A 23,738-nucleotide genomic window follows, 5' to 3' on the forward strand; every position below is an offset into this window, starting at 1 on the left:
CGACAGGGCCTGCCCTTGCGCTGGCATGGCGGGGGCCGAGAGGGGGGGCGAGACGGGGTGCTGAGGCGGACCGGGGCGGCCGCCCTTCGGCGATGCGCGGCCCCCTCGTCCTACAGGAATTCGGTTTGTGAGTGTTGGTAACATGTGAGTTCGCAGGACGTCAAGCTCTGGGCGGAGGCTTGCCCCCGCTGGGCGAGCTTCGATAGCACCTGTCGTTCACTCCCCACTATTCGTAAGGGACTGCTGCCATATGACTTCGCTGCTCAAGCCTGCCCGCCGATGTGCCGGCCGTTCCGCTCTGACGGGCCTTGTCTGTTGGTTGGCAGTCGGGGTCTTCCCGCACGTTGCCCATGCCGCCGATGAGCCTCAGGCCTCCGACCCTCCCGGCGGCATCGCGCTGGTCAAGCGAGTGGCGGGCCAGGTACAGCTATGGCGCGGCGGCGTCGGTCAGTCGCTGAAGGAAGGGCAGACGCTCGCATCGTCCGACCTCGTGCAGACCGGCGCCGATGGGGCGGCCGCGCTGGTGTTCCGTGACGGGACTCGGCTCACGGTCGGGCACTCGTCCGAACTGCAGCTGCGCCGCTATGCGTTCGCGCCGAAGGCCGACGGATGCGACGGCTGTGCATTCGACATCTATCTGGCCAAGGGGCGGGCGGTCTATGCGTCCGGCAAGATCGGCAAGCTCGCGCCGCAGTCGGTCCAGCTGGAAACGCCCAATGCCATCGCCGGGGTGCGGGGCACCCGCTTGATCCTGGAGGTGCAGTGATGGGCCGAACCGTTCCTTTTCTATGCCGCGCAGGCCGGATCGTCGCCGTGCTTTGCAGTGCGGCGGGCCTGCTGCTCTCTGGAGGCTGCGCCTCGCCACAGCCCCAGCGGGGCACCACGTTGATCCTGCTGCCCGACGATGACGGCCATGTCGGCACCGCCTGGCTTGGCAGTGCCCAGGGGCGCCAGACCGTCACCCAGGGGTTCAGCGGGGCTTCCGTCGTCGGCGGCTCCACTGCGCCCTCTGCCCTCGTGCTGGGGCAGAGTGCCGTCGATGCCCGATATGCCTCGTTGCTGGCAGCGCAGCCGCTCCCGCCGCGCAGCTACACGCTGTATTTTCTGAGTGGCAAGACCGTGCTCACGCCTGCCTCCACGGCCCTGCTGTCCGAGGTGCTGAGCGCCGTGCGCGAACGCAGGCCTGCGGTCATCGGCGTCTACGGCCATGCCAGTGCGGAGGGCGAAGGGGCATTGAACCAGCAACTCTCACTGGGTCGGGCGCAGGCCGTCGAACGGCTCCTGCGGGAGGGGGATCCCGAAGTGGGTGCGGTGGAGGTACGCGGCTTGGGCAGCGCCGAGCCGCTCACCGACCCCGGCATCGGCCCCACCGACCCGCGCAATCGCCGGGTCGAGGTCCAGGTGTTCTGATGGCCTGGCTCCGCTGGCTCCGGTTCGATCACCGGTTCAGCCGCAGGCAGAGCCTCGCCCTGTTCTGCGGCAGCCTGGCCGTTGCGGCCGCCGCGGGCGGGCTGCTTGCGCTGTGGCCCGCGGCGTTCGCGCCGGCCGACAACCTGCTGCTCGACAGCTGGCTGCGCCTGAGCTCGTCGTCGAACCCGGCGCCCAGCACGATCGTGGTCGATATCGACGAGTCCAGCCTGGATGCCGTGGGCCAGTGGCCCTGGCCGCGCTATCGCATCGCCACGCTGCTGCGGCGCATCGAAAGTGCGCGGCCGGCCGCGATCGCCCTGGACATCTTCTTCCCTGAGCCCGACCGCAGCTCCCTGGACACGCTGCGCGAGAGCTTTCGGCACGACTTCGGCGTGGAACTGAAAATCACAGGCGCCCCTTCCGGCCTCGAGGACAACGACCGCTACCTGGCCGGAGTGCTCGCCCAGACGCGCGCGGTCGGCGCGAACTACCTGTACTTCGACCGCCGCACCATGCCTGCGCCGGATGGCACGGCGCCCTGGGCCCTGCCGCCGGAGCCCTCGTTCGGTCTGCTGGACCTGCCCCGGGCGACCGGCGTCCTGTCCAACACCCCGGCCATCGAAGGCCGTCTCAGCCGCAGCGGGTTCGTCAACGAATCCGTGGACGGCGATGGCGTGCTGCGCCGCGTCCCGCTGCTGATCGCGCATGCGGAGCGCGTCCATCCCAGCCTGGCGCTGGCGGCTGTGCTGCAGGCCCGGGGCGTGCAGGGCGTGCAGGTGGACGACACTCGGGATGGCCTGCAGTTGAAGGTGGGGTCTCTCAGCGTGCCGATTGACCGGCACGGACAGGCCCTGCTGCGCACCGCACCCCGTGCCGCAGACTACCCAGCCGTGTCCGCAGTGGACATCTTGAATGGGCGCTTCTCTTCCGATGCCTTCGCGGGCCGCGTCGTGTTCCTGGGGAGCTCCGCCATCGGGTTGAACGATTACCACCGCACTGCCGCGGCCTCCCGGATGCCGGGCTTGCTCATCCAGGCGGCGACGGCCGAGAATCTGCTGCACGCCGGCTTCGTACGCCAGCCGTCATGGTCGCCCTATGCGGCGACGGTGGCGGCACTGCTGGTTGCTGCCGCCCTGGCCTGCCTCTTCACATGGAGCAACAGCATCGTTTTGCTGCTGGGCGGCGTGGTGGCCGGCCTGTTGCCGTGTGCCGCCAGTCTCCTGCTCTTCCTGCGCACAGGGATGTTCGTGTCGGCAGCGGTGCCGGTGCTGGTGGCCTCGGGGCTGCTGGCCGGGGGGGTCGCCGCGCGCTATGCCATCGAGCGGTGGCGTGCCCTGACCTGGCAGCGCCAGCTGGCGAACGCCCGCGAAATCACCATCGAGTCCATGGCCTCGGTGGCGGAGACGCGCGACCCCGAAACCGGAGCGCACATCAAACGCACGCAGCATTACGTGCGGGAGATCGCCCTGAAGCTGCGCAGCATGGGCCGCCATCCCGAGGTCTTGAAGCGGGCTTACATCGAGCTGCTCTTCCGGTCGGCGCCCCTGCACGACATCGGCAAGGTCGGGGTGCCTGACCACATCCTGCTCAAGCCGGGCCGGCTGACCCCGCAGGAGATGGAACACATGAAGCGGCACGCCGACTACGGCCGCCAGATCCTGCTGAGCGCAGCCCAGCGCATCGACGGCGAGAACTTCCTCACCATCGCGGCGGACATCGCGGGCTGCCACCACGAGCGGTGGGATGGCAGTGGGTACCCTCTCGGCCTGGCCGGCGAGGCCATTCCGCTCGCCGCCCGGATCATGGCCGTGGCCGATGTGTACGACGCGCTTATCTGCCGCCGGTGTTACAAGCCGCCTTTCACACATGAGAACGCCATGCAGTTGATTCGCGAGCAAAGCGGCGCTGCATTCGATCCCGAGGTGCTGGAGGCATTCTTCGCGATCGAACCCACGATCGTGTCCATCGCTGCCCGGTTCCGCGATGCGGAGTCATCCGGGCCTGCGCCGATGCACGTGGCTGACATCGCCAACCTGTCCGGCACGAGCGAGGCCGCCGGCTGGCATTGAAGGGGCTGCGCAAGGGGCGCGGTGGTGGCCGTGTGCCGTAACGGGGCACGACTGCAATGGCGCGTTCAAGCGGCGCGCTGCTGGCCCGATCCCCGCGCCCGCATGGACGCTGTGTTGCCCTGGCCAGCCAGTGGAGGCCGCTGTGCATGCGCGCACACCGGCGACGGCGGCAGCGCCCCCACCTCGGCGGGGGTGCCTACCGGCGGGGCGTCGTCGGCCGCCAGCATCCTGGCCTGGCGCCAGCGGCCCCAGCGGTAGTAGGCGATCGACATCAGCATGGCGCTGAGCGCACTGGCCGGAAAGCTCCACCAGATCGTGTCCGCGCCCAGCCAGGGCTGCAGCCCATAGGCGATGGGCAGGCGGATGCCCCAGAGCGCCAGGCCCAGGATGATGAGCGGCGGCACCACCGCGCCCGTGGAGCGCACCACGCCCGAGAGCACGAAGGTCACGCCGAAGAAGAGGAACGAGCCCACGGCGATGTGGTTGAGGTGCCGTGCCGTCTCCAGTGCCGCGCTGCCGGCGGGCAGGAAGAGCGAAAGCACCGTGCGGTCCAGCAGCACCAGGGGCACGATCAGGGCGCCGGTCAGCACGAAGTTGAAGAGTGTGCCGCTGCGGGCCACGCCGTCCACCCGGCTCCATTGCCTTGCGCCCACGTTCTGCGCGGCCATGGAGGAGCAGGCCGCGCCGATGGCCATGGCCGGCATCTGCACGTAGGTCCACAGCTGCAAGGCAGCGCCGTAGGCCGACGCGGTGACCACGCCCTGCGCATTGACCAGGCCCATCAGCATCAGCATGGCGGTGGAGATCATCACCATCTGCGCGCCCATGGGCAGGCCCTTGACGATGAGTGCGCGCAGGATGGCGCCCTCGGGCACGAACAGGCGCCAGTCGGCCCGGCCGATCCAGAGCGGGTGCCGGCGCCAGCGCAGCCAGGCCAGCAGCGCGGCGAAGCTGATCGCGTTGGCCACCAGCGTGGCCAGGGCCGAGCCCGCGATGCCCAGCGGCGGCACCGGCCCCCAGCCGAAGATGAGGAGCGGGTTCAGCGCGGTGTCCAGCACCACCACCAGCAGGAGGAAGACGAAGGGCGTGCGCGTGTCGCCCGCGCCGCGCAGCACGGCCGAGATGAAGGCGAACAGGTACAGCAGCGGAATGGCCAGAAAGAGCGTGCGCAGATAGGTCTCGGCCAGCGGCAGCGCGGCGGCGGGTGTGCCCATCCAGCCCAGGATCTCGCGCGAGAGGGGTGGGCCGGCCGCCGCGATCAGCACGGACGTGCCGCCGAAGAAGGTGGCGCTGGTGCCGATCACGCGGCGCGCCTGCTGCGGGTTGTGCGCACCCATGGCTTGCGCCACCAGGATGGTGGCCGCCATGCCCACGCCGAACACCGCGCCGATCAGCAGGAACAGGATGTTGTTGGCGTTCGCCGTGGCGGTGAGCGCCGCCTCGCCGAGGTAGCGGCCCACCCAGACCGCATTGACCGAGCCGTTGAGCGACTGCAGCACGTTGCCTGCCAGGATGGGCAGGGCGAAGAGCAGCAGGGTGGTTGCGATGGGGCCGTGGGTCAGGTCGCGGGCGGAGGAGGGCGAGGAAGCGGATGCGGCGGGCATGGCCTACATCGTGACAGCGGGCAGGGCGGGGGTCTGTCGGAGGAGGGCGCTGCAGGGCGCCGGAACCCCGCGGCCGGCTTTGCGGACGGGCCGCAGGATGGCGTGATAATACGAATCTTTCTCAATATATTGTCATCGCCCGGTGGCGAGCGGCTCTGGCGGGCCGCTGCGCTGCCGCGCGTCCCGCCATGCATCGTCGTCCCTCCGTTTCCCCGACCCCCATCGTTCGCGCCGTCGCGGTGCTCGCCGCCTCCCTGGCCGCCAGTTCCGGCTGGACCCAAACCCTGACGGCGGGCGATGCGCCAGCGCTGTCCGCCGTGACGGTGCAGGGCACAAGGGCGGCGGGCCTACGGCCCGAGACGGTCGAGGCCGGCACCTTCCGCGGGGCGGACATCATGGACGTACCCTCCACCGTCAACGTGGTCACGCGCGAGGCGCTGGATGCGCAGGCGGCTTCCGGTGTGTACGACGCGCTGCGCAACACGGCCGGCGTCACGCGCCAGCAGAACGGCGGGGAGACCTGGGACCAGCTGGTGATCCGCGGCATCGAGGTGCAGAACCGCACCAACTACCGCCTCAACGGTTCGCTGCCGGTCATGAATTTCGGCCAAGTGCCGCTGGAGGACAAGGAGCGCGTCGAGGTGCTCAAGGGCGCCTCTGCGCTGTATTACGGCTTCACCTCGCCGTCGGGCGTGGTCAACTTCGTCACCAAGCGCGCCGGCAGCACGCCGGTCAGCTCGCTCGGGCTGTCCGTGGACCAGTACGGCTCCGCCGTGGCCACGGCCGACATCGGCCGGCGCTTCGGCGACAACGGCGAGTACGGGCTGCGCATCAATGCCGCGGGCGGCACGCTGGGTTCGTACATGGACGGAGTGGGCAACGGCAACCGGGCCTTCCTGTCGGCGGCCTTCGACTGGCGCGTCACCCAGCGTCTGACCCTCAAGGCGGACTTTGAGCACGAGCGCCGCCGCACGACCGAACAGGTCGGCATACAGCTGCCCGCCGCCGTGGGCGGCACCATCGCCCTGCCAGCTGCGGTGGACCCGAAGAAGCTGGTGGGGCCGAGCTGGGCCCGCTTCGAGACCGAGACCACCAACGCGCAGCTGCGCGCCGACTATGCGCTGAGCGACGACTGGTCGCTGACCGTGGAGGCCGGCCGCGCGCACACCGAGCGCGAGCGCAATCTGCCGGTGTTCCGCTTCAACGGCAACACCGCCGCCGCCGTGGCCACGGGCGCGGGCAGCATCCGTGGCAACAGCCAGCGCACCGACGTCACCTCCGAACTGCTGCGTGCCGAACTGTTCGGCACCCTGCGCACCGGCGCCGTGCGGCATGAGGTCACCCTGGGCGCGAGCCGCACGGACTTTTCTCAGGACCCGGTCTACCAGCGCGCCTACACCATCGCCTCGCAGAACCTCTACCGCCCCTCGGCGCCTGGCACCGCCGCCTGGGGTGCCGTGCCCACCGCTCCGACCACGGCGGCGCTGGACACCCGCGACACCGGCCTCTACCTGGTGGACCGCATGCAGCTGTCGTCCCAATGGCAGCTCATCGGCGGGCTGCGCCATTCCAGCTACCGCAGCGACCAGGGAACGGACCACTACGACGTGACCAAGACCACACCCCTGGCGGCCCTGGTGTGCAAGCCCACGGACCGCCTCTCGGTCTACGCCTCGTATGCCCAGGGCCTGGAGCCCGGCGAGGCCGGCCCGGCCGGCACCGTGAACGAGGCGCAGCGTCTGCAGCCCGGCGTGAGCAAGCAAAAGGAGATCGGCCTGCGCTGGCTCGCCGGCAACGGCACGCTGTGGTCCGCCGCTTTGTTCGACATCGCCCAGCCGGGCTACTACACCAACGCCGCCAACGTCTATGTGGCGGACGGCACCAAGCGCTACACCGGGCTGGAGCTGTCGGCCCAGGGCCAGCTGTCGCGGCAGCTGGGCTGGCAGGCCTCCGCCCAGTGGCTGGACCCGCGCTTCGAGGGCATTGGCCTCGCCTACGACGGCAAGCGGCCCGAGAACGCCGCCCGCCGCACGGCCAGCGCATTCCTGAGCTACGACATCGCGGCCGTCACGGGCCTGTCGGTCAACGGCGGCGCCTACTTCACCGGCCGCCGTCCGGTGAACGATCTGAACCAGGGCTTCCTGGGCGGCAACACCGTGTTCGCCGCCGGCCTGCGCTACATGACGCGCGTGCAGGGTCTGCGCACCACCTGGCAGCTCAACGTGGAGAACCTGGCCGACAAGCGCTACTGGGCCGCCGGCGGCTCGCGCCTGGCCGCCGGCGCCCCGCGCACCGTCAAGCTGCTGGCCAAGGTGGATTTCTGACCGGGGCCGGGCGGCCCGGCTCCATGCGTCAGCCCAGCTTCTGCGTGGACAGCAGGATGCTCGTTTCCGAGCTGGCAATGCCCGAGAGCCGGCGCAGGCTGCTCAGCAGCTGCTCGAACTCCGACAGGCTGTCGGTCTGCAGTTCCGCCACGATGTCCCAGCGGCCGTTGGTCATGTGCAGGGAGGTGACGTGCGGATTGCCGCGCAGCGCATGCAGCACCTGCGTCGCCTGGTTGCCGTCGGCCGCGATGGTCATCAGCGCGCGTACCCCGGTGGGTACGGCCAGCGGCTTCAGCCGCACGGTGTAGCCCACGATCACGCCTTCGCGCTCCAGCCGCGCCAGCCGGTTCTGCACCGTGCCGCGCGCCAGCTGCAGGCGCCTGGCCAGCGTGGCAACGGGCATGCGGGCATCGTCGCGCAGCAGCGCGATCAGGCGGTGGTCGGTGTCGTCCAGGTCCATGGTCACGCAGCGAGTGTAGGCCTGTTGCGCGGGAGGATCGATCACTTTGCACAGCCACGCCGGGCAGATTGCGCAGCGAAGGCCCTCCCGTTGGGCAGTTTTCCGGCTGGCCTTTGGCGGTGGGCGGGGCAAGAATTTCCCGGACATTCCATCTTCACGACCCAGGGAGGCCCCATGACCCGCTTCATCGACATCGCCAGCCTGCTGGCCCTGCTGCAGCAGCGCGGCGCAGAGCGCTTTCTGTGCGAACTCGCCGACGCACTGCACGCCGACTTCATTCGCTGGAACGACTTCGACAAGTCGCCGCGCGCCGCCGCCCATTCCCGGCTGGGCGTGATCGAGCTGATGCCGGTGGCCGACGCCGCCACCTACGCCTTCAAATACGTCAACGGCCACCCTGCCAATACCGCGCGCGGCCTGCCGACGGTGATGGCCTTCGGCGTGCTGGCGGAGGTGGATACCGGCTACCCGGTGCTGCTGTCGGAGCTGACCCTGACCACGGCGTTGCGCACGGCCGCCACTTCGGCGCTGGCGGCCCGCGCGCTGGCGCGGCCGGGCGCCCGCAGCATGGCACTGATCGGCAACGGCTCGCAGAGCGAATTCCAGGCGTTGGCTTTCCACGCGCTGCTGGGCGTGCGCGAGATCCGCGCCTTCGACACCGACCCTGCCGCCACGGCCAAGCTGCAACGCAACCTGGCGCTGCAGCAGCCCGGCCTGCACGTGACGCGGGCGCCATCTGCGCGCGAGGCCGTGCGCGGGGCCGACATCGTGACCACCGTCACAGCTGACAAGGCGCGGGCGGCCATCCTCACGGCGGAGATGGTCGAGCCCGGCATGCACATCAATGCGGTGGGCGGCGACTGCCCGGGCAAGACCGAGCTGCATCCGGACGTGCTGCGCATGTCCCGCGTCTTCGTGGAGTTCGAGCCGCAGACGCGCGTGGAGGGCGACATCCAGCAGATGCCGGCCGATTTCCCGGTGCAGGCGCTGTGGCAGGTGCTGGCCGGCACCGCGCAGGGCCGCCGGGACGAGCGCGAGGTGACGGTGTTCGACTCGGTGGGCTTCGCGCTGGAGGATTTTTCCGCGCTGCGTTACGTGCACCAGCTGGCCAAGGAGCATGGCGTGGGCCAGCGCATTGCCCTGGTGCCCGAGCTGGACGATCCCAAAGACCTGTTCGGGTTGACGGCGCGTGCGCGCCAGGCGGTGCCGTTGAAGCGCGTGGCATAAACGAGGGCCGTAACGGACACGTCGCTTCATCTCTGCCCTTCCATCGCCCATGCTCATCCTGCACAACCCCCTGCAATCGCGCCACGCCGGCCGCCAGGAAATGTTCCGTGGCCGCCTGGTGGACTGCCATGAAAACCCTGGCCGCTTCGACCACGTGATGGCTGCGCTGGAGCGCCGCCCCCAGGGGCCGCTGGCCACGCCCGGCGCGGCCGACATGGCGCTGGTGCGGCGCGTGCATGCGCCCGACTACGTGGACTTCCTGCAGGGAGCCTGGGCGCGGTGGCTGGCGCTGGATGCAGCCCATGCGGAGCTGGACATCCTGCCCTCCGTCTGGCCCGGCCACGGGCTGCGGCGCGATGCGCGGCCGGCCAACTTCTCGGCCGAGGTCGGGCGCTTCGCTTTCGACAGCGGTTCGCCCATCACGGCCGGCACCTGGGAGGCGGCGCAGGCCGGTGCCGCCTGCGCCATCGACGCCGCACGCGCCGTCGCGCAGCCCGGCGGGCCGCGCGCGGCCTTCGCGCTCACGCGCCCGCCTGGCCACCATGCGGGCAGCGACTTCTACGGCGGCTACTGCTTTCTCAACAACTCCGCGCTGGCCGCCCAGGCCCTGCGCGAAGCCGGCTTGGCGCGTGTGGCTGTGCTGGACGTGGACTACCACCACGGCAACGGCACGCAGGAGATCTTCTATGCGCGCGGCGACGTGCTCACCGTCTCGCTGCACGGCGATCCGGTGACGGAATACCCGTTCTACCTGGGCTATGCCGACGAGACGGGCGAGGGCGACGGCGCGGGCTGGAACCTCAATCTGCCGCTGCCCGCCGGCACCGGACCCGACGCCTGGTTCGGCGCCCTGCAGCAGGGGCTGGCGCGGGTGGCGCAATCGGGCGCCCAGGCGCTGGTGGTGGCGCTGGGCGTGGACACCTTCGCGGGCGACCCGATCTCGAAGTTCCTGCTGCAAAGCCCCGACTACCTGCGCATCGGCCAGCAGATCGCCGCGGCCGGCCTGCCCACCGTCTTCGTGATGGAGGGTGGCTATGCGGTCGAGGACATCGGCGTGAATGTGGTGAACGTGCTCGAGGGCTTCCAGCGCGCGGCCCGATAATCCGCGCCATGCCCGCCCACCTGCGCCGCCGAACCACCGCCCCAGCGATCACCCGCTGGGTACTGGCGTGGTTTCTGCTGGCGCTGGGCGTGGCCACCGCCGCCCCGCTCGTGCAGCCCAAGCCCTGGGTGCTGGTCTGCAGCGCCAGCGGCGTGGTGGCCCTCGTCGCCCTGCAGGATGATGACGGCGCCAGCACCGACGGGGCCGCCACGTCCACGGGTGGCCTGCACCACACGCTGGACTGCGCGTTCTGCCTGCCGGGTGGCGCGCCGCCGCCGATCCTGGCCTGGACGCCGGCCGAATCCGCTGCGCTGCCGCATGTGCTGCTGCCGGTGGAGGCCGCCCGCATCGCTGCCCTGGTGGGGGCGCCGCTGCCGGCGCGCGGGCCTCCGGACGCTGCGGCGTAAGAACGTGTCTGCGTTCTGAGGCGGGCCTCGTGCGGGGCCGGGCTCGATGACGGGCTCGCTCTGGCGATGGCTGCACGTCGGCCACCTTTTCCTCCCCTGATTCCGGGTGCCGCCGCAGTGCTTGCGGCGCGTGCCTGTCCGTTCATCTGCCCGCCGGCCCGGCCTGGCTGCCTCGCCTGTGCGCGGCTGGCCGGAGGCCAGCGCGGGCGCATTCCTCTTTCGGGCGATCCATGCCACGACGCACCCACTCATCTCATTTCCCGCCAACCGGCCCCGCGCCTTTCCATGCCCTGGCCGGCGCCGTGCTGGCGCTGCTGGCCTGTCTGCCAGCCATGGCCCAGACTTCGCCGCCGTCGCAGCAGCCGCCGCCACGCCAACAGACCCGGCAGCCAGCCGGTGACGCCGCGCTGTCGCTGGGTACCGTACAGGTGCAGGCCATCTCCACCGGCCCGCTGCCCGTGCGCGGCGTGTTCAGCTCGGTGGATATCGTGGGCGCGAGCATCGTGCAGGACCAGCATGTGGACTACAGCTGGGAGCTGTTCTCGCGCGCGCCCGGCGTGCAGGTCACGCCCTTCCGCCAGGGCACGGATGCCGGGCGCTTTTCCATGCGCGGCTTCAACGGCGAGGGGCGCGTCAACGCCGTCAAGCTGCTGATCGACGGCATTCCGTCCAACGACAACGCGGGGGGCATGCCGTTCCTCGACGCGGTGTTCCCCATCGACATCGAGGCCATCGAGATCGTGCGCGGCACCAACGACCCGCGCTACGGACTGAACAACATCGCGGGCAATGCCAACGTGGTCACGCGCACCGGCGGCAACGACGGGCGCGCCACGGCCACCGTGGGCAGCTTCGGCACGCGCGAGCTGCAGGTGGCCAAGGGCATCGAAAGCGGCAACTGGAGCCAGAACTATTCGCTGGCCTGGCGCGACGGCGACGGCTGGCGCGACCATGCCGACGCCACCAAGCACGCGCTCTCGGGCAAGTGGTTCTACACGACCGACGACGGCCGCTGGCGCGCCGGCCTCTCGGCGCGGGCCTATCGCAATCGGGCGCTGGAATCGGGCTACCTCACCTGGGCGCAGGCCCAGGCCGCGCCGCGCAGCTCGCCGGCGTTTGCCGCGTCCGACCGCAGCACGCGCGACACCACGCAGCTGGGCCTCTACCTGGACGGTGAGCTGGCCGACCGGCTCTCGTGGTCCACGCGCATCTACCGTAACCGCTACGAGAACCAGCGCTGGGTGCGCTTCTCGCAGGCCGGCGTGCAGCAGGAGCGCGACAACGACGAGAGCCACCACGGCGTCATCTCCACGCTGACCTGGCGCCCGCAGGTGCGCTGGGCGCATGAATTCACGCTCGAAGGCGGGCTGGACGCGCAGTGGCAGGACAACGCTGCCCAGCGGTACCGCACCGCCGAGCGCGTACGCACCTCGCAGTTCCGCGACTGGGCCTTCGACCTGAACACCCGCGGCGCCTATGTGCAGGCCGTGATCCGCCCCGTGGCGGCGCTCAGGATCGTGCCCGCCCTGCGCGTGGACCGGGTGGGCGGATCGTTCGACGATGTGATGACCGGCATCACCTCGCCCGTGCACGACTACGGCACCATCCGCCAGCCCAAGATCAGCGTGGCCTATGCCGTGCGCGACGACGTGAGCGTCTATGGCAACTGGGGCCGTACCTTCCAGATCGGCACCGGCATCGACGCCTACCGCACCCAGCCGCGCAACCTCGCGCCCTCGATCAACGACGGCTGGGAGACGGGCGTGAAGTTCCAGCCGCTGCCGTGGCTGGACGCCCGCGTGGCTTATTGGGAGCAGCGCGCCTCCGGCGAGGTGGCCCGGGTGCTGGGCGTCGATGGCCTGCCCGACCCGGGCGGCCTGGGCAACGTGGGGCGCACGCTGCGCCGGGGCTACGACCTGCAGTTCAACGCCCACCTGGGCGCGCGGCTGACGGGCTGGCTGGCCTATTCGCACCAGCGGGCCCGCATCGTCACGCCCGACCCCAGCGCGCCGCAGACGGCGGGCAAGGAGGTCGAGAACGTGCCGCACTCCCTCGTCACCGCCGGCGCGCAGTACCGCGCCACGGAGCGGCTGCGCCTCTCGGCCTCGGTCAGCGCGCAGGGCGACTACTGGCTGGACCGCGCCAACACCCTGCCGCGCACGGGCGGCTTCACGCTGCTCAACCTGGGCGCGCAGTGGCAGCTCACGCCCGCCGTCGACGTGGGCCTGCAGGTGAACAATGCGACCAACCGCCGCTATGTCTATGCCTGGTACGACAGCGGCTCCTCCGGCTACTCGCCCGGCGATGGCCGCAGCGTGGCGCTGACCACGGGCTGGAAGTTCTAGTGGGGCAGCGACACCCCCCTGAAGCGCTGCGCGCTTTCCCCCTGCCCGCCGTGCTGCGCACGGCGGGCAGGGGGACGCAGCCCTCACTGCGGGGCGGCCCTTGCTCGGCTGCTGCTGGCCCGGGCCGTGCCCGTACCAGAGGCTGCGGCAGCGCGCTGCGCCATGGATCACTGCAAATCAAAAGACCGCCATGCCTTCCACGACTGACACCTTGCCCCCGATGGCCCCCAGCCTCTACCGCGCCGTGTGGCGCTGGCATTTCTATGCCGGCCTGCTGGTGCTGCCCTTCCTCGTCTGGCTGGCCGTCACGGGGGCGGCCTATCTGTTCCATGACGAGATCGACGGCTGGTATCACCGCGGCCTGCTGAGCGTGCCCGCGGCCTCGGCCGGGCAGGCCGCGCAGCCGCACGGGCGCATCGTCGGCGCGGCGCTGGCGGCCCATCCGGGCGGGCAGTGGTTCCGCTACACGCCTGCGCCCGATGCCGGCCATTCCGCCAATGTGGGCGTGGCCCTGCCGCACGGCGAGCGCCTGGCGGTCTATGTGGACCCGGCCACGGCCCGCGTGCTGGGCGAGCTGCCCGAGCGCGGCACGCTGATGTGGACGGTGCGCCAGCTGCACAGCCTGAAGTACTTCGGCCCCATCGCGCGCGGCTTCATGGAGATGGCCGCCGGCTGGGCGCTGGTGCTGGTCGCGAGCGGCCTCTATCTCTGGTGGCCCCGGGGACGCAGGGACCGTGGCAGTGGGCAGGGCCTGGGCGGTGTGCTCGCGGTGCGCGGCCGGCCCGCGCAGCGCGTTTTCTGGCGCGACCTGCACGCCATCACCGGCGTGGGCGTGGGGCTGGTGCTGGCCTTTCTCGCGATCACCGGGCTGCCGTGGTCGGTGCTCTGGGGCAGCCAGGTCAACGCCTGGGCCAACGGCCAGGATTTCGGCTACCCGGCCGGCGTGCGCGTGCAGCTGCCCCTGTCCGGCCAGCGCCTGGCCGATGCCGCCCCCGTGCCCTGGACGCTGCAGCAGGCCCGGGTGCCCGGCAACCCGCGTGCCGCCCACGAAGGCCACGGCGGCGGCGCAGCGCCCGCGGCCGACGAGCCGCTGCTGGGCACGCCGCTGCCTTTCGATGCCGCCATGGCCGTGATCGGCCGGCTGGGGCTGGCGCCGGGCTACACCGTGACGCCGCCGATCGGCGCCCGGGGCGTGTTCACCGCGTCGGCCTACCCGCGCGACCTGGCGCGCCAGCGCGTGGTGCACATCGACCGCTACAGCGGCGCCGTGCTGCTGGACCAGGGCTATGCCGACTACGGCCCCGCCGGCCAGGCGCTGGAGTGGGGCATCAACGTCCACCTGGGACAGGAATTCGGCGCGCTCAACCAGTGGCTGCTGCTGGCCGCCTGCGCGGCCATCGTGCTGCTGTGCGTGACGGGCGCCGTCGCCTGGTGGAAGCGCCGGCCCAGCGGCGGCGGCCTGGCCGTGCCGCCGCTGCCCGCGCGGCCCGAGGTGCTGGCCGGGCTCACGGCCGTGCTGGCGCTGGGCGGCGTGGTGTTCCCGCTGGTGGGGCTGTCGCTGCTGGTGGTGCTGGGGGGCGATCTGTGGTGGCAGCGGCGGCTGGGCGCGCGGACACTGGGCAAGGCGGATTGACTCGCTAACATCGCCCCATGCACCATCCCTCACGCTTCTGGGCCGACCTTTCCACGCGCGACTTCTCCGACGCCCGGGCCTCCGGCCTGGCCGCGCAGACGGTGGCCGTGCTGCCTGTGGCTGCCGTCGAGCAGCATGGCCCGCACCTGCCGCTGCATGTCGATGCGACGCTGCTGCAGGGCGTGATCGACGCGGCGCTGCCGCAGTTGCCGGCCGATCTGCCGGTGCTCTTCCTGCCGCCGCAGAACGTCGGCTTTTCCACAGAGCACACGGCCTTCCCGGGCACGCTCACGCTCTCGCCGGCGACGGTCATCGCGCTCTGGACCGAGCTGGGCGCCTGCGTGGCGCGGGCGGGCGTGAAGAAGCTGTTGCTGCTCAATGGCCATGGCGGGCAGGTGAGCGTGATGGACATCGTGGCGCGCGAGCTGCGCCAGCACCAGGGCATGCTGGTCTATAGCGCGAGCTGGTTCAGCCTGCCGCTGCCCGATGCGGTGCACGGACTTTTCAGCGCCGAGGAGCACCGCTTCGGCATCCATGCCGGCGAGATCGAGACCTCGATGATGCTGCACCTGGCCCCGGAGACCGTTCGTATGGAGCACGCCGCGCAATGGCGCTCCAGCTCGCAGGACCGGGCCGAGCGCTATGCCGTGCTGGGCAACGGCCGCAGCGCCAAGATGGGCTGGGCGATGCAGGACTACCACCCGAGCGGCGCCGTCGGCAACGCGGTGGGTGCCACGGCCGACAAAGGCCGCGCCGTGGTGGAGGCCGCCGGGGCGGCCCTGGTGCAGCTGCTGGCGGAGGTGGCCGCTCTGCCCGCCGATACGCTGGTGCCGCCGCCCGCGACGCTGAACCGCTGACCGGTCCGCCGGATGGCCGCGCTGCGGCGCGTGCGGTAGGATTGACGTTAACGTCAACGTCATGCGTGTACGGGGCGACGACCCCGGCGCACGCCCACCCATGTCCATTACCTACACCATCAGCGACCTCGCCAAGGAATTCGACCTAACCACCCGGGCCATGCGCTTCTATGAAGACATGGGCCTGCTGCAGCCCGAGCGCACGGGACCAGGCGGACGCAACCGCCTCTATAGCCCGCGCGACCGCACACGGCTGCGCCTGACGCTGCGGGCCAAGCGACTGGGCCTGTCGCTGACCGAGGCCAAGGAGATCATCGACCTCTACGACAGCCCTCGTGATACGGGGGTGCAGCTGCGCCGCTTTCTCGACGTGCTGGGGCAGCATCGCAAGCAGCTGGAGGCGCAGATGGCCGACTTGCAGGCCAACCTGGACGAGGTCCGTGAGCACGAGAAGGAAGCCCGCGCGCTGCTGCGCAAGAGCGAGAAGCAGGGGTGACCCGGCGGGCGCAAATGGCCGATAATCGGCAATTGACGTTTACGTCAACGTAATATGCAAGGGCCTTTGGGGCGCATCCCGGCACACACGGGGTTTCGCCGCAGTGGCGGCCCGCGCCCACCACACACACCAGGAGACACACCATGAGCACTGCCCCCATGCCCGGCCTGAACTTCCAGCTCGGCGAAGACATCGACGCGCTGCGCGACGCCGTGCGCGACTTCGCCCAGGCCGAGATCGCTCCGCGCGCTGCCGAGATCGACCGCAGCGATCAGTTCCCCATGGACCTCTGGCGCAAGATGGGCGATCTGGGCGTGCTGGGCATCACCGTGCCTGAAGCCTACGGCGGAGCGGCCATGGGCTACCTGGCGCATATGGTGGCCATGGAAGAGATCTCCCGCGCCAGCGCGTCGGTGGGTCTCTCCTATGGCGCGCACAGCAACCTGTGCGTGAACCAGATCAACCGCAACGGCAGCGAGGCGCAAAAGCGCAAGTACCTGCCCGGGCTCATCAGCGGCGAACATGTGGGAGCGCTCGCCATGAGCGAGCCGGGCGCCGGCTCCGACGTCATCAGCATGAAGCTCAAGGCCGAGGACAAGGGCGGCTACTACCTGCTCAACGGCAGCAAGATGTGGATCACCAACGGCCCTGACGCCGACACCCTGGTGGTCTATGCCAAGACCGAACCCGAGATGGGAGCGCGCGGCGTCACCGCCTTCCTGATCGAGAAAGGCATGAAGGGCTTTTCCGTCGCGCAGAAGCTCGACAAGCTGGGCATGCGCGGCAGCCACACGGGCGAGCTGGTGTTTCACGACGTGGAGGTGCCTGCCGAGAACGTTCTGGGTCAGGTGGGCGGGGGCGCCCGGGTGCTGATGAGCGGGCTGGACTACGAGCGCGCCGTGCTCACCGGTGGGCCGCTGGGCATCATGCAGGCGGTCATGGACAACGTGGTGCCCTACATCCACGACCGCAAGCAGTTCGGCCAGAGCATCGGCGAATTCCAGCTCATCCAGGGCAAGGTGGCCGACATGTACACCGTGCTCCAGGCCGGCCGCGCCTTCGCCTACACCGTGGCCAAGAACCTCGACCTGTTGGGCGAGGCCCATGTGCGCCAGGTGCGCAAGGATTGCGCGTCGGTCATCCTCTGGTGTGCCGAGAAGGCCACCTGGATGGCCGGCGAGGGCGTGCAGATCCACGGCGGCAACGGCTACATCAACGACTATCCCCTCGGCCGGCTCTGGCGGGATGCGAAACTCTACGAGATCGGCGCCGGTACCAGCGAGATCCGCCGCATGCTGATCGGCCGCGAGCTGTTCGCCGAGACCTGTTGAACCTTCCCTCTTTTGTTTTTCGATGTTGCCGATAGTAGAAAGCGACCCGAGCGTGCCCACCTCCATTGATGCCCTTTTCGTTCACAACCGTGCCTGGGCGGCCGGTATGGAGGCTGAGCGCCCCGGCTTCTTCACCAACCTGCTGGCGCAGCAGGAACCGAAGTACATGTGGATCGGCTGCTCCGATAGCCGCGTGCCGGCCAACCAGATCACCGGCCTGCAGCCGGGCGAGGTGTTCGTACACCGGAACATCGCCAACGTGGTGGTGCCCACCGACCTGAACTGCCTGTCCACCATCCAGTACGCGGTGGACCAGCTGCATGTCGAGCACCTGATGGTCGTGGGCCACTACGGCTGCGGTGGCGTGATGGCGGGCCTGACCGGCAAGCGCGTGGGCCTGGCCGACAACTGGATCCGCCACGTCTCCGACGTGCGCGACCGCCACCGCGCGCTGCTCGACTCCATCGCCCCTGCCTGGCGCCACGACGCGCTGTGCGAGCTGAACGTGATCGAGCAGGTGGTCAACGTGGCGCAGACCACCGTCATGGCGGATGCCTGGGAGCGCGGACAGCAGGTGACCCTGCATGGCTGGTGCTACGGCCTCAAAGATGGGCTCATCAACAACCTGCACATGACCGTGGCGGGACGGGACGCGCTGGCGGACTGCTACCGCGCCGCCATCGACGGCGTGGCCCGGGCGCCGCGCGGCCAGTGAGGCCGCGCACCTTTTAACCGCCGCGCCGGCCATGTTCCCCCAGCGCCTCGATTCGCCGCAAGCCTGGGGCATCGCCCAGGCGATGATGGACGGATTCGATCGCCATTACCGCCTGTTCCGCGCTGCGTCGGCCGGCGCGCAGGCGCGCTTCGAGGCGCAGGACTGGCACGGCCAGCAGCGCGCCCAGCGCGAGCGCATCGAGTTCTACGAGCAGCGCGTGAAGGAATGCGTGCGCCGGCTCGACGAGGAGTTCGACGCCGGCCGCCAGCCCATGGAGGTCTGGCAACAGGCCAAGCTGCATTACATCGGCCTGCTGGTGGGCCATTTCCAGCCCGAGCTGGCCGAGACCTTCTTCAACTCGGTCACCACCAAGATCCTGCACCGCACGCACTTCCAGAACGACTTCATCTTCGTGCGGCCCGCCGTCAGCACCGAATACATCGAGAACGACGGTGCGGGCGCGCTGCCCACCTACCGCGCCTACTACCCGGCGGGCGAGGGCCTGCCGGCCACGCTGCAGCGCATCGTGCAAGACTTCGGCCTCGCCTGCGGCTTCGAGGATCTGCCGCGCGACGTGGCCCGCGTGGTGGCTGCCATGCAGCCGCACGTCGCGCCCATGAAGCTGCGCGCCAACTTCCAGATCCAGGTGCTCTCCAGCCTGTTCTACCGCAACAAAGGCGCCTATCTGGTCGGCAAGCTCATCAACGGCTTCACCGAGATTCCGCTCGCGCTGCCCCTGCTGCATGCGCCGTCGGGCGCCGGGCTGGTGATCGACGCGGCGCTCTTCGGCGAGGACGACCTGCTCGCGCTCTTCAGCTTTGCGCGCGCCTATTTCCTCGTGGATATGGAGATCCCCAGCGCCTACGTGCGCTTCCTGCGCGGCCTGATGCCGCGCAAGCCCCGCGCCGAGCTCTACAACGCGCTGGGCCTGGCCAAGCAGGGCAAGACGCTCTTCTACCGGGACTTCCTGCACCATCTGAAATATTCCAGCGACCAGTTCCGCATCGCGCCGGGCATCAAGGGCATGGTGATGCTGGTGTTCGACCTGCCGAGCTTTCCCTACGTCTTCAAGCTCATCAAGGACTTCTACCCGCATCCCAAGGAAACCACGCGCGAGCAGGTCAAGGGCAAGTACCTGCTGGTCAAGCAGCACGACCGCGTGGGCCGTATGGCCGACACGCTGGAATACAGCGAGGTGGCCTTCCCGCGCGAGCGTTTCAGCGACGCGCTGATCGCCGAGATCGAGCGCTTCGCGCCCAGCCAGCTGGAGATCAGCGACCGCGACGGCGACGGCCGCACCGAGGTCATCATCAAGCACCTCTACATCGAGCGGCGCATGATCCCGCTCAACATCTACCTGCAGGAAGCCTTCGACGCCGGCTCCGGCAACGCCGAGGCCGCGCGGCAGATCGAGCGCTGCGTCATCGAATACGGCAACGCCATCAAGGACCTGGTGGCGGCCAACATCTTCCCCGGCGACATGCTGTGGAAGAACTTCGGCATCACCCGCCACGGCAAGGTGGTTTTCTACGACTACGACGAGATCGAATACCTCACCGACTGCCAGTTCCGCCGCGTGCCCGCGCCGCGCAACGAAGAGGACGAGATGAGCGGCGAGATCTGGTGGCCGGTGGGCCCGCGCGATGTATTCCCCGAGACCTTCGCGCCCTTCCTGCTGGGCAACCCCGCGGTGCGCGAAGCCTTCCTGCGCCACCACGCCGACCTGCTCGATCCCGCCTTCTGGCAGGCCCACCAGGCGCGCATCCGTGCCGGCCAGATGTCCGACGTTTTCCCCTACGACGCGGAGCGCCGCTTCCAGAACGGCGCCCGCACCAGCCCATCCCCCTTGACTGCAGGAGACACCGCATGACTTCCACTTCCTCCAACACGCCTTCTTCGCTGGCCGACGACGCCATCGTCATCGTCGGCGCGGCGCGCACGCCCATGGGCGCCTTCCAGGGCGACTTCGCCGGCCTGGCCGCGCACGACCTGGGCGGCGCCGCCATCCGCGCCGCAGTGGAGCGCGCCGGCGTGGCGCCCGAGGCCGTGGGCGAGGTGCTCTTCGGCAACTGCCTGATGGCCGGCCAGGGCCAGGCCCCGGCGCGGCAGGCCGGCTTCAAGGGCGGGCTGCCGCAGAGCGCGGGCGCCGTCACGCTCAGCAAGATGTGCGGCTCCGGCATGAAGGCCGCCATGTTGGCGCACGACCTGCTGCTGGCCGGCACGCACGAAGTCATCGTGGCCGGCGGCATGGAGAGCATGACCAACGCGCCCTACCTGCTGCAAAAGGGCCGCGGGGGCTACCGCATGGGCCACGACCGCATCTTCGATCACATGATGCTCGACGGCCTGGAAGACGCCTACGAGCCCGGCCGCAGCATGGGCACCTTCGGCGAGGACTGCGCGGCCAAGTACCAGTTCAGCCGCGAGGCGCAGGACGCCTTCGCCATCGCCAGCGTGCAGCGCGCACAGGCGGCCACCGCCTCGGGCGCCTTCGCGGCCGAGATCGCGCCCGTCACCGTCAAGACGCGCGCGGGCGAGACGGTCGTGTCCACCGACGAAGGCCCTGCCAAGGCCCGCCTGGACAAGATCCCCCAGCTCAAGCCCGCCTTCAAGAAGGACGGCACCATCACCGCCGCCTCCAGCTCCAGCATCAACGACGGCGCCGCCGCGCTGGTGATGATGCGCGCCGCCACCGCCGCGCGCTTGGGTTGCCAGCCGCTGGCGCGGGTGGTGTCGCACGCCACGCATGCGCAGGCGCCCGAATGGTTCTCCACCGCGCCCGTCGGCGCCACGCAGAAGGCGCTGGACAAAGCCGGCTGGAGCGTGGCCGACGTGCAGCTCTGGGAGGTGAACGAGGCCTTCGCCGTCGTGCCCATGGCGCTCATGAAGGAGCTGAACATCCCGCACGAGATCGTCAACGTGAACGGTGGCGCCTGTGCCCTGGGCCACCCCATCGGCGCGAGCGGCGCGCGCATCCTGGTCACGCTGATCCATGCGCTCAAGGCCCGCGGCCTGCAGCGCGGCCTGGCCACGCTGTGCATCGGCGGCGGCGAGGGCACGGCCATGGCCATCGAGCTGGTCTGACGGGCCGGCGCACGAAAAACAAGGCGGCCACCATGATCACCACCGAAGCCCAGCTGCGCGCCCTCTACGCCGCGCCCGCCGAGCGGGCCCTGCGCAAGCAGCTGGACCGGCTGGACGCGCACTGCCGCCGCTTCATCGCGCTCTCGCCCCTGTGCGTTCTCGCCACCGGCGGCGGCGCGGGCAGCTTGCTGGACGCCTCGCCCCGGGGCGGCCCGCCGGGCTTCGTGCAGGTGGGCGAGGACGGCGACCTGCTGCTGCCCGATGCGGGCGGCAACAACCGGCTGGATTCGCTCGCCAACCTGCTGCACGACCCGCGCATCGGCCTGCTGTTCTTCATCCCCGGCGTGGACGAGACCCTGCGCGTGAACGGCACGGCCTGCCTGCGCGACGAGCCCGCATTCATCGCCCGCTTCGGCGTCGAGCGCCAGCCGCCCCGGCTGGTCGTGCAGGTGCAGGTGCGCGAGGCCTATCTGCACTGCGCCAAGGCCCTGATGCGCTCGCGCCTGTGGCGCGCCGAATCGCAGGTCGAGCGCAGCGTGCTGCCCACGCTCAACCAGATGATCCACGCGCAGTCCGGCAATGCCGCCCCGCCCGAGGCCCAGGAGGCGATGGTCGAGCGCTATGCGCGGCAGATCGCGCAGGAGCAGGGCGAGATCTGATTGCTATGAATTGAATAGCTGCATGCGCTCTTTTCGAGAGCGCTGCAGGCCGAAAAGGCTCTGAATGGGCCCTGCAACCCGCTGCAACGCGGCAGGAAGGAAATCGACATGTCCGTGGTTCTCGTGATCGGCGCCTCGCGCGGCATCGGGTTGGAGCTGGTGCGCCAGTACCGTGAAGCCGGCCGGCGCGTGGTGGCCACCGTGCGCGACGCCGCCGGCCGTGAGCGCGTGCAGGCCCTGGGCGCGCAGGCGCTCATCGTGGACGTGAGCGACCCGGCCAGCGTGAGCGGCCTGGCCTGGCAGCTCGATGGCGAGAAGATCCACGTGGCGCTCTACGTGGCCGGTCTGTGGGACGACCACGGCGCCGCCACGCCGCCCACGCGCGAGGCCTTCGACCGCGTGATGCACACCAACGTGCTGGGCGCCATGCAGGCGCTGCCCCAGGTGGCGCCGCTGGTGGAAGAGGCGGGCGGCGTGTTCGGCTTTCTCTCCAGCCAGATGTCGCTCATCAGCGAAGCGGGCAGCAGCGCCTGGCTGTACCGCGTGAGCAAGGCCGCGCTCAACATGGCCGTGGCGGCGGCCCAGCCCGCCTGGCCGCGCGCCACGCTGGTCACGCTCGACCCGGGCTGGACGCAGACCGACATGGGCGGCGCCGGCGCCCCGCTGACGGTGGAGCGCAGCGTGGCCGGGCTGGTCGCCACCATCGCCAGCATCAGCGCGGCCGACAAGGGCCGCCTGCTGCACCACGACGGCCGCCGCGCGGAGCGCTGGTAGGGGCGAAGGCCGAACGCCAGGCCTGCAACGACAAGACAAGACCAGAGAACCCGGAGACGAGAACCATGCTGTTGACCCCCGACCAGGAAATGATCCGCGACGCCGTGCGCGACTTCGCCCAGGACCAGCTCTGGCCCCATGCCGCGCGCTGGGACCGCGAGCACCACTTTCCCAAGGCGGCCCACCAGGGCCTGGCCGCGCTCGGCGCCTACGGCATCTGCGTGCCCGAGGAATACGGCGGCGCCGCGCTGGACTACGTCTCGCTCGCCGTGGTGCTCGAAGAGATCGCGGCCGGCGACGGCGGCACCAGCACCGCCATCAGCGTGACCAACTGCCCGGTCAACGCCATCCTGATGCGCTACGGCACGCCGGAGCAAAAGCGCGACTGGCTCACACCGCTGGCGCGCGGCGAGATGCTGGGCGCCTTTTGCCTGACCGAGCCGCATGTGGGCTCCGACGCCTCCGCGCTGCGGACCACGGCGGTGAAGCAGGGCGGCGAATACGTCATCAACGGCGTCAAGCAATTCATCACCAGCGGCAAGAACGGGCAGGTGGCCATTGTCATCGCCGTGACCGACAAGGCGGCCGGCAAGAAGGGCATGAGCGCCTTCCTCGTGCCCACCAGCAACCCTGGCTACGGGGTGGCGCGGCTGGAAGACAAGCTGGGCCAGCACAGCAGCGATACGGCGCAGATCAACTTCGACGACTGCCGGATCCCGGCCGCGAACCTGATCGGCGCCGAAGGCGAGGGCTACAGGATCGCGCTGGGCGCGCTGGAGGGCGGGCGCATCGGCATCGCCGCGCAGAGCGTGGGCATGGCGCGCAGCGCCTTCGATGTGGCGCTGCAGTACGCCAAGGAGCGCGAGAGCTTCGGCACCGCCATCTTCAACCACCAGGCCGTGGGCTTTCGCCTGGCCGACTGCGCCACGCAGATCGAGGCCGCACGCCAGCTCATCTGGCATGCCGCCGCGCTGCGCGATGCCGGCCGGCCGTGCCTGAAGGAGGCGGCCATGGCCAAACTCTTCGCCAGCGAGATGGCCGAGCGCGTGTGCAGCGCCGCCATCCAGACCCTGGGCGGCTACGGTGTGGTCAACGACTTTCCGGTCGAGCGCATCTACCGCGACGTGCGCGTCTGCCAGATCTACGAAGGCACGAGCGACGTGCAGAAGATCCTCATCCAGCGCGCGCTGGCTTGAGGTATTTTGCTATTTTTATGATAGCTTGATGCGCAGGTAAATGGC

Annotated in this window: 20 protein-coding genes; 18 read left to right on the forward strand and 2 right to left on the reverse strand. The window is 70.1% G+C overall.

Annotated features, from left to right (window positions below; all coding sequences use genetic code 11):
* The first annotated feature begins 250 nt into the window (after positions 1–250).
* The 3 genes from AC3A84_RS18685 to AC3A84_RS18695 are packed head-to-tail and all read left to right on the forward strand — an operon-like array spanning position 251 to position 3,479.
* Entirely contained in the window at positions 251–766 is a 516-nt protein-coding gene (locus tag AC3A84_RS18685; RefSeq protein ID WP_487971522.1) for a FecR family protein, read from the forward strand.
* A complete protein-coding gene (locus AC3A84_RS18690; protein WP_487971523.1) occupies positions 766–1,410 on the forward strand; it encodes an OmpA family protein in 645 nt (214 codons plus the stop codon). The genes AC3A84_RS18685 and AC3A84_RS18690 overlap by 1 nt, the downstream gene beginning before the upstream one ends.
* Entirely contained in the window at positions 1,410–3,479 is a 2,070-nt protein-coding gene (locus AC3A84_RS18695; protein WP_487971524.1) for a CHASE2 domain-containing protein, read from the forward strand. Before AC3A84_RS18690 ends, AC3A84_RS18695 begins: the two co-directional genes overlap by 1 nt.
* Before the next feature lie 65 nt (positions 3,480–3,544).
* Here the strand turns inward: AC3A84_RS18695 and AC3A84_RS18700 are convergent, their stop codons facing one another.
* Positions 3,545–5,083 carry an MATE family efflux transporter gene (locus AC3A84_RS18700; protein ID WP_487971525.1) on the reverse strand — a complete coding sequence of 513 codons (1,539 nt, stop codon included), beginning with the start codon at positions 5,081–5,083 and terminating at the stop codon, positions 3,545–3,547.
* A gap of 188 nt (positions 5,084–5,271) precedes the next feature.
* On the opposite strand from AC3A84_RS18700, the gene AC3A84_RS18705 reads away from it, so the two are divergent.
* Complete coding sequence (locus AC3A84_RS18705; RefSeq protein ID WP_487971526.1) at positions 5,272–7,407, forward strand: TonB-dependent siderophore receptor; 2,136 nt, start codon at positions 5,272–5,274, stop codon at positions 7,405–7,407.
* Between the two features lie 28 nt (positions 7,408–7,435).
* Here the strand turns inward: AC3A84_RS18705 and AC3A84_RS18710 are convergent, their stop codons facing one another.
* Positions 7,436–7,867 carry an Lrp/AsnC family transcriptional regulator gene (locus tag AC3A84_RS18710; RefSeq protein WP_487971744.1) on the reverse strand — a complete coding sequence of 144 codons (432 nt, stop codon included), beginning with the start codon at positions 7,865–7,867 and terminating at the stop codon, positions 7,436–7,438.
* A gap of 174 nt (positions 7,868–8,041) precedes the next feature.
* On the opposite strand from AC3A84_RS18710, the gene AC3A84_RS18715 reads away from it, so the two are divergent.
* The 14 genes from AC3A84_RS18715 (at position 8,042) to AC3A84_RS18780 (ending at position 23,693) form a co-directional block, all read left to right on the forward strand.
* Complete coding sequence (locus AC3A84_RS18715; RefSeq protein WP_487971527.1) at positions 8,042–9,094, forward strand: ornithine cyclodeaminase; 1,053 nt, start codon at positions 8,042–8,044, stop codon at positions 9,092–9,094.
* Between the two features lie 49 nt (positions 9,095–9,143).
* Positions 9,144–10,196 (forward strand): histone deacetylase family protein, encoded by a 1,053-nt coding sequence (locus AC3A84_RS18720; RefSeq protein WP_487971528.1) that lies wholly within the window; start codon positions 9,144–9,146, stop codon positions 10,194–10,196.
* 8 nt (positions 10,197–10,204) lie between these two features.
* Positions 10,205–10,603, forward strand: coding sequence for a DUF2946 family protein (locus AC3A84_RS18725; protein WP_487971529.1), 399 nt, complete (start codon positions 10,205–10,207; stop codon positions 10,601–10,603).
* Between the two features lie 230 nt (positions 10,604–10,833).
* Positions 10,834–12,948: a TonB-dependent receptor gene (locus AC3A84_RS18730; protein WP_487971530.1), complete on the forward strand. Its 2,115-nt coding sequence runs from the start codon at positions 10,834–10,836 to the stop codon at positions 12,946–12,948.
* Positions 12,949–13,138: 190 nt separating this feature from the next.
* On the forward strand, positions 13,139–14,581 hold the full coding sequence (locus AC3A84_RS18735) for a PepSY-associated TM helix domain-containing protein (protein ID WP_487971531.1): 1,443 nt from the start codon (positions 13,139–13,141) through the stop codon (positions 14,579–14,581).
* A gap of 17 nt (positions 14,582–14,598) precedes the next feature.
* Positions 14,599–15,438, forward strand: a complete 840-nt coding sequence (locus tag AC3A84_RS18740; protein ID WP_487971532.1) for a creatininase family protein — start codon at positions 14,599–14,601, stop codon at positions 15,436–15,438.
* A 100-nt stretch (positions 15,439–15,538) separates the two neighbouring features.
* Positions 15,539–15,934, forward strand: a complete 396-nt coding sequence (locus tag AC3A84_RS18745; protein WP_487971533.1) for a MerR family transcriptional regulator — start codon at positions 15,539–15,541, stop codon at positions 15,932–15,934.
* Positions 15,935–16,077: 143 nt separating this feature from the next.
* Positions 16,078–17,265 (forward strand): isovaleryl-CoA dehydrogenase, encoded by a 1,188-nt coding sequence (locus AC3A84_RS18750; RefSeq protein WP_487971534.1) that lies wholly within the window; start codon positions 16,078–16,080, stop codon positions 17,263–17,265.
* A gap of 22 nt (positions 17,266–17,287) precedes the next feature.
* Positions 17,288–17,980, forward strand: a complete 693-nt coding sequence (gene can, locus AC3A84_RS18755) for a carbonate dehydratase (protein WP_487971535.1) — start codon at positions 17,288–17,290, stop codon at positions 17,978–17,980.
* Between the two features lie 31 nt (positions 17,981–18,011).
* Entirely contained in the window at positions 18,012–19,850 is a 1,839-nt protein-coding gene (gene aceK, locus AC3A84_RS18760) for a bifunctional isocitrate dehydrogenase kinase/phosphatase (RefSeq protein WP_487971536.1), read from the forward strand.
* Entirely contained in the window at positions 19,847–21,064 is a 1,218-nt protein-coding gene (locus AC3A84_RS18765) for an acetyl-CoA C-acyltransferase (RefSeq protein WP_487971537.1), read from the forward strand. Before aceK ends, AC3A84_RS18765 begins: the two co-directional genes overlap by 4 nt.
* Positions 21,065–21,096: 32 nt before the next feature.
* On the forward strand, positions 21,097–21,723 hold the full coding sequence (locus tag AC3A84_RS18770; protein WP_487971538.1) for a pyridoxamine 5'-phosphate oxidase family protein: 627 nt from the start codon (positions 21,097–21,099) through the stop codon (positions 21,721–21,723).
* 108 nt (positions 21,724–21,831) lie between these two features.
* A complete protein-coding gene (locus AC3A84_RS18775; RefSeq protein ID WP_487971539.1) occupies positions 21,832–22,497 on the forward strand; it encodes an SDR family oxidoreductase in 666 nt (221 codons plus the stop codon).
* Between the two features lie 65 nt (positions 22,498–22,562).
* Complete coding sequence (locus tag AC3A84_RS18780; RefSeq protein WP_487971540.1) at positions 22,563–23,693, forward strand: acyl-CoA dehydrogenase family protein; 1,131 nt, start codon at positions 22,563–22,565, stop codon at positions 23,691–23,693.
* Positions 23,694–23,738 lie beyond the last annotated feature (45 nt).

The organism is Paracidovorax sp. (genome assembly GCF_057642795.1).

Coding starts and splice junctions, on each gene's coding strand:
- AC3A84_RS18685 (WP_487971522.1), top strand. CDS start 251: ATGACTTCGCTGCTCAAGCCTGCCCGCCGATGTGCCGGCCGTTCCGCT.
- AC3A84_RS18690 (WP_487971523.1), top strand. CDS start 766: ATGGGCCGAACCGTTCCTTTTCTATGCCGCGCAGGCCGGATCGTCGCC.
- AC3A84_RS18695 (WP_487971524.1), top strand. CDS start 1,410: ATGGCCTGGCTCCGCTGGCTCCGGTTCGATCACCGGTTCAGCCGCAGG.
- AC3A84_RS18700 (WP_487971525.1), bottom strand. CDS start 5,083: ATGCCCGCCGCATCCGCTTCCTCGCCCTCCTCCGCCCGCGACCTGACC.
- AC3A84_RS18705 (WP_487971526.1), top strand. CDS start 5,272: ATGCATCGTCGTCCCTCCGTTTCCCCGACCCCCATCGTTCGCGCCGTC.
- AC3A84_RS18710 (WP_487971744.1), bottom strand. CDS start 7,867: ATGGACCTGGACGACACCGACCACCGCCTGATCGCGCTGCTGCGCGAC.
- AC3A84_RS18715 (WP_487971527.1), top strand. CDS start 8,042: ATGACCCGCTTCATCGACATCGCCAGCCTGCTGGCCCTGCTGCAGCAG.
- AC3A84_RS18720 (WP_487971528.1), top strand. CDS start 9,144: ATGCTCATCCTGCACAACCCCCTGCAATCGCGCCACGCCGGCCGCCAG.
- AC3A84_RS18725 (WP_487971529.1), top strand. CDS start 10,205: ATGCCCGCCCACCTGCGCCGCCGAACCACCGCCCCAGCGATCACCCGC.
- AC3A84_RS18730 (WP_487971530.1), top strand. CDS start 10,834: ATGCCACGACGCACCCACTCATCTCATTTCCCGCCAACCGGCCCCGCG.
- AC3A84_RS18735 (WP_487971531.1), top strand. CDS start 13,139: ATGCCTTCCACGACTGACACCTTGCCCCCGATGGCCCCCAGCCTCTAC.
- AC3A84_RS18740 (WP_487971532.1), top strand. CDS start 14,599: ATGCACCATCCCTCACGCTTCTGGGCCGACCTTTCCACGCGCGACTTC.
- AC3A84_RS18745 (WP_487971533.1), top strand. CDS start 15,539: ATGTCCATTACCTACACCATCAGCGACCTCGCCAAGGAATTCGACCTA.
- AC3A84_RS18750 (WP_487971534.1), top strand. CDS start 16,078: ATGAGCACTGCCCCCATGCCCGGCCTGAACTTCCAGCTCGGCGAAGAC.
- can (WP_487971535.1), top strand. CDS start 17,288: ATGTTGCCGATAGTAGAAAGCGACCCGAGCGTGCCCACCTCCATTGAT.
- aceK (WP_487971536.1), top strand. CDS start 18,012: ATGTTCCCCCAGCGCCTCGATTCGCCGCAAGCCTGGGGCATCGCCCAG.
- AC3A84_RS18765 (WP_487971537.1), top strand. CDS start 19,847: ATGACTTCCACTTCCTCCAACACGCCTTCTTCGCTGGCCGACGACGCC.
- AC3A84_RS18770 (WP_487971538.1), top strand. CDS start 21,097: ATGATCACCACCGAAGCCCAGCTGCGCGCCCTCTACGCCGCGCCCGCC.
- AC3A84_RS18775 (WP_487971539.1), top strand. CDS start 21,832: ATGTCCGTGGTTCTCGTGATCGGCGCCTCGCGCGGCATCGGGTTGGAG.
- AC3A84_RS18780 (WP_487971540.1), top strand. CDS start 22,563: ATGCTGTTGACCCCCGACCAGGAAATGATCCGCGACGCCGTGCGCGAC.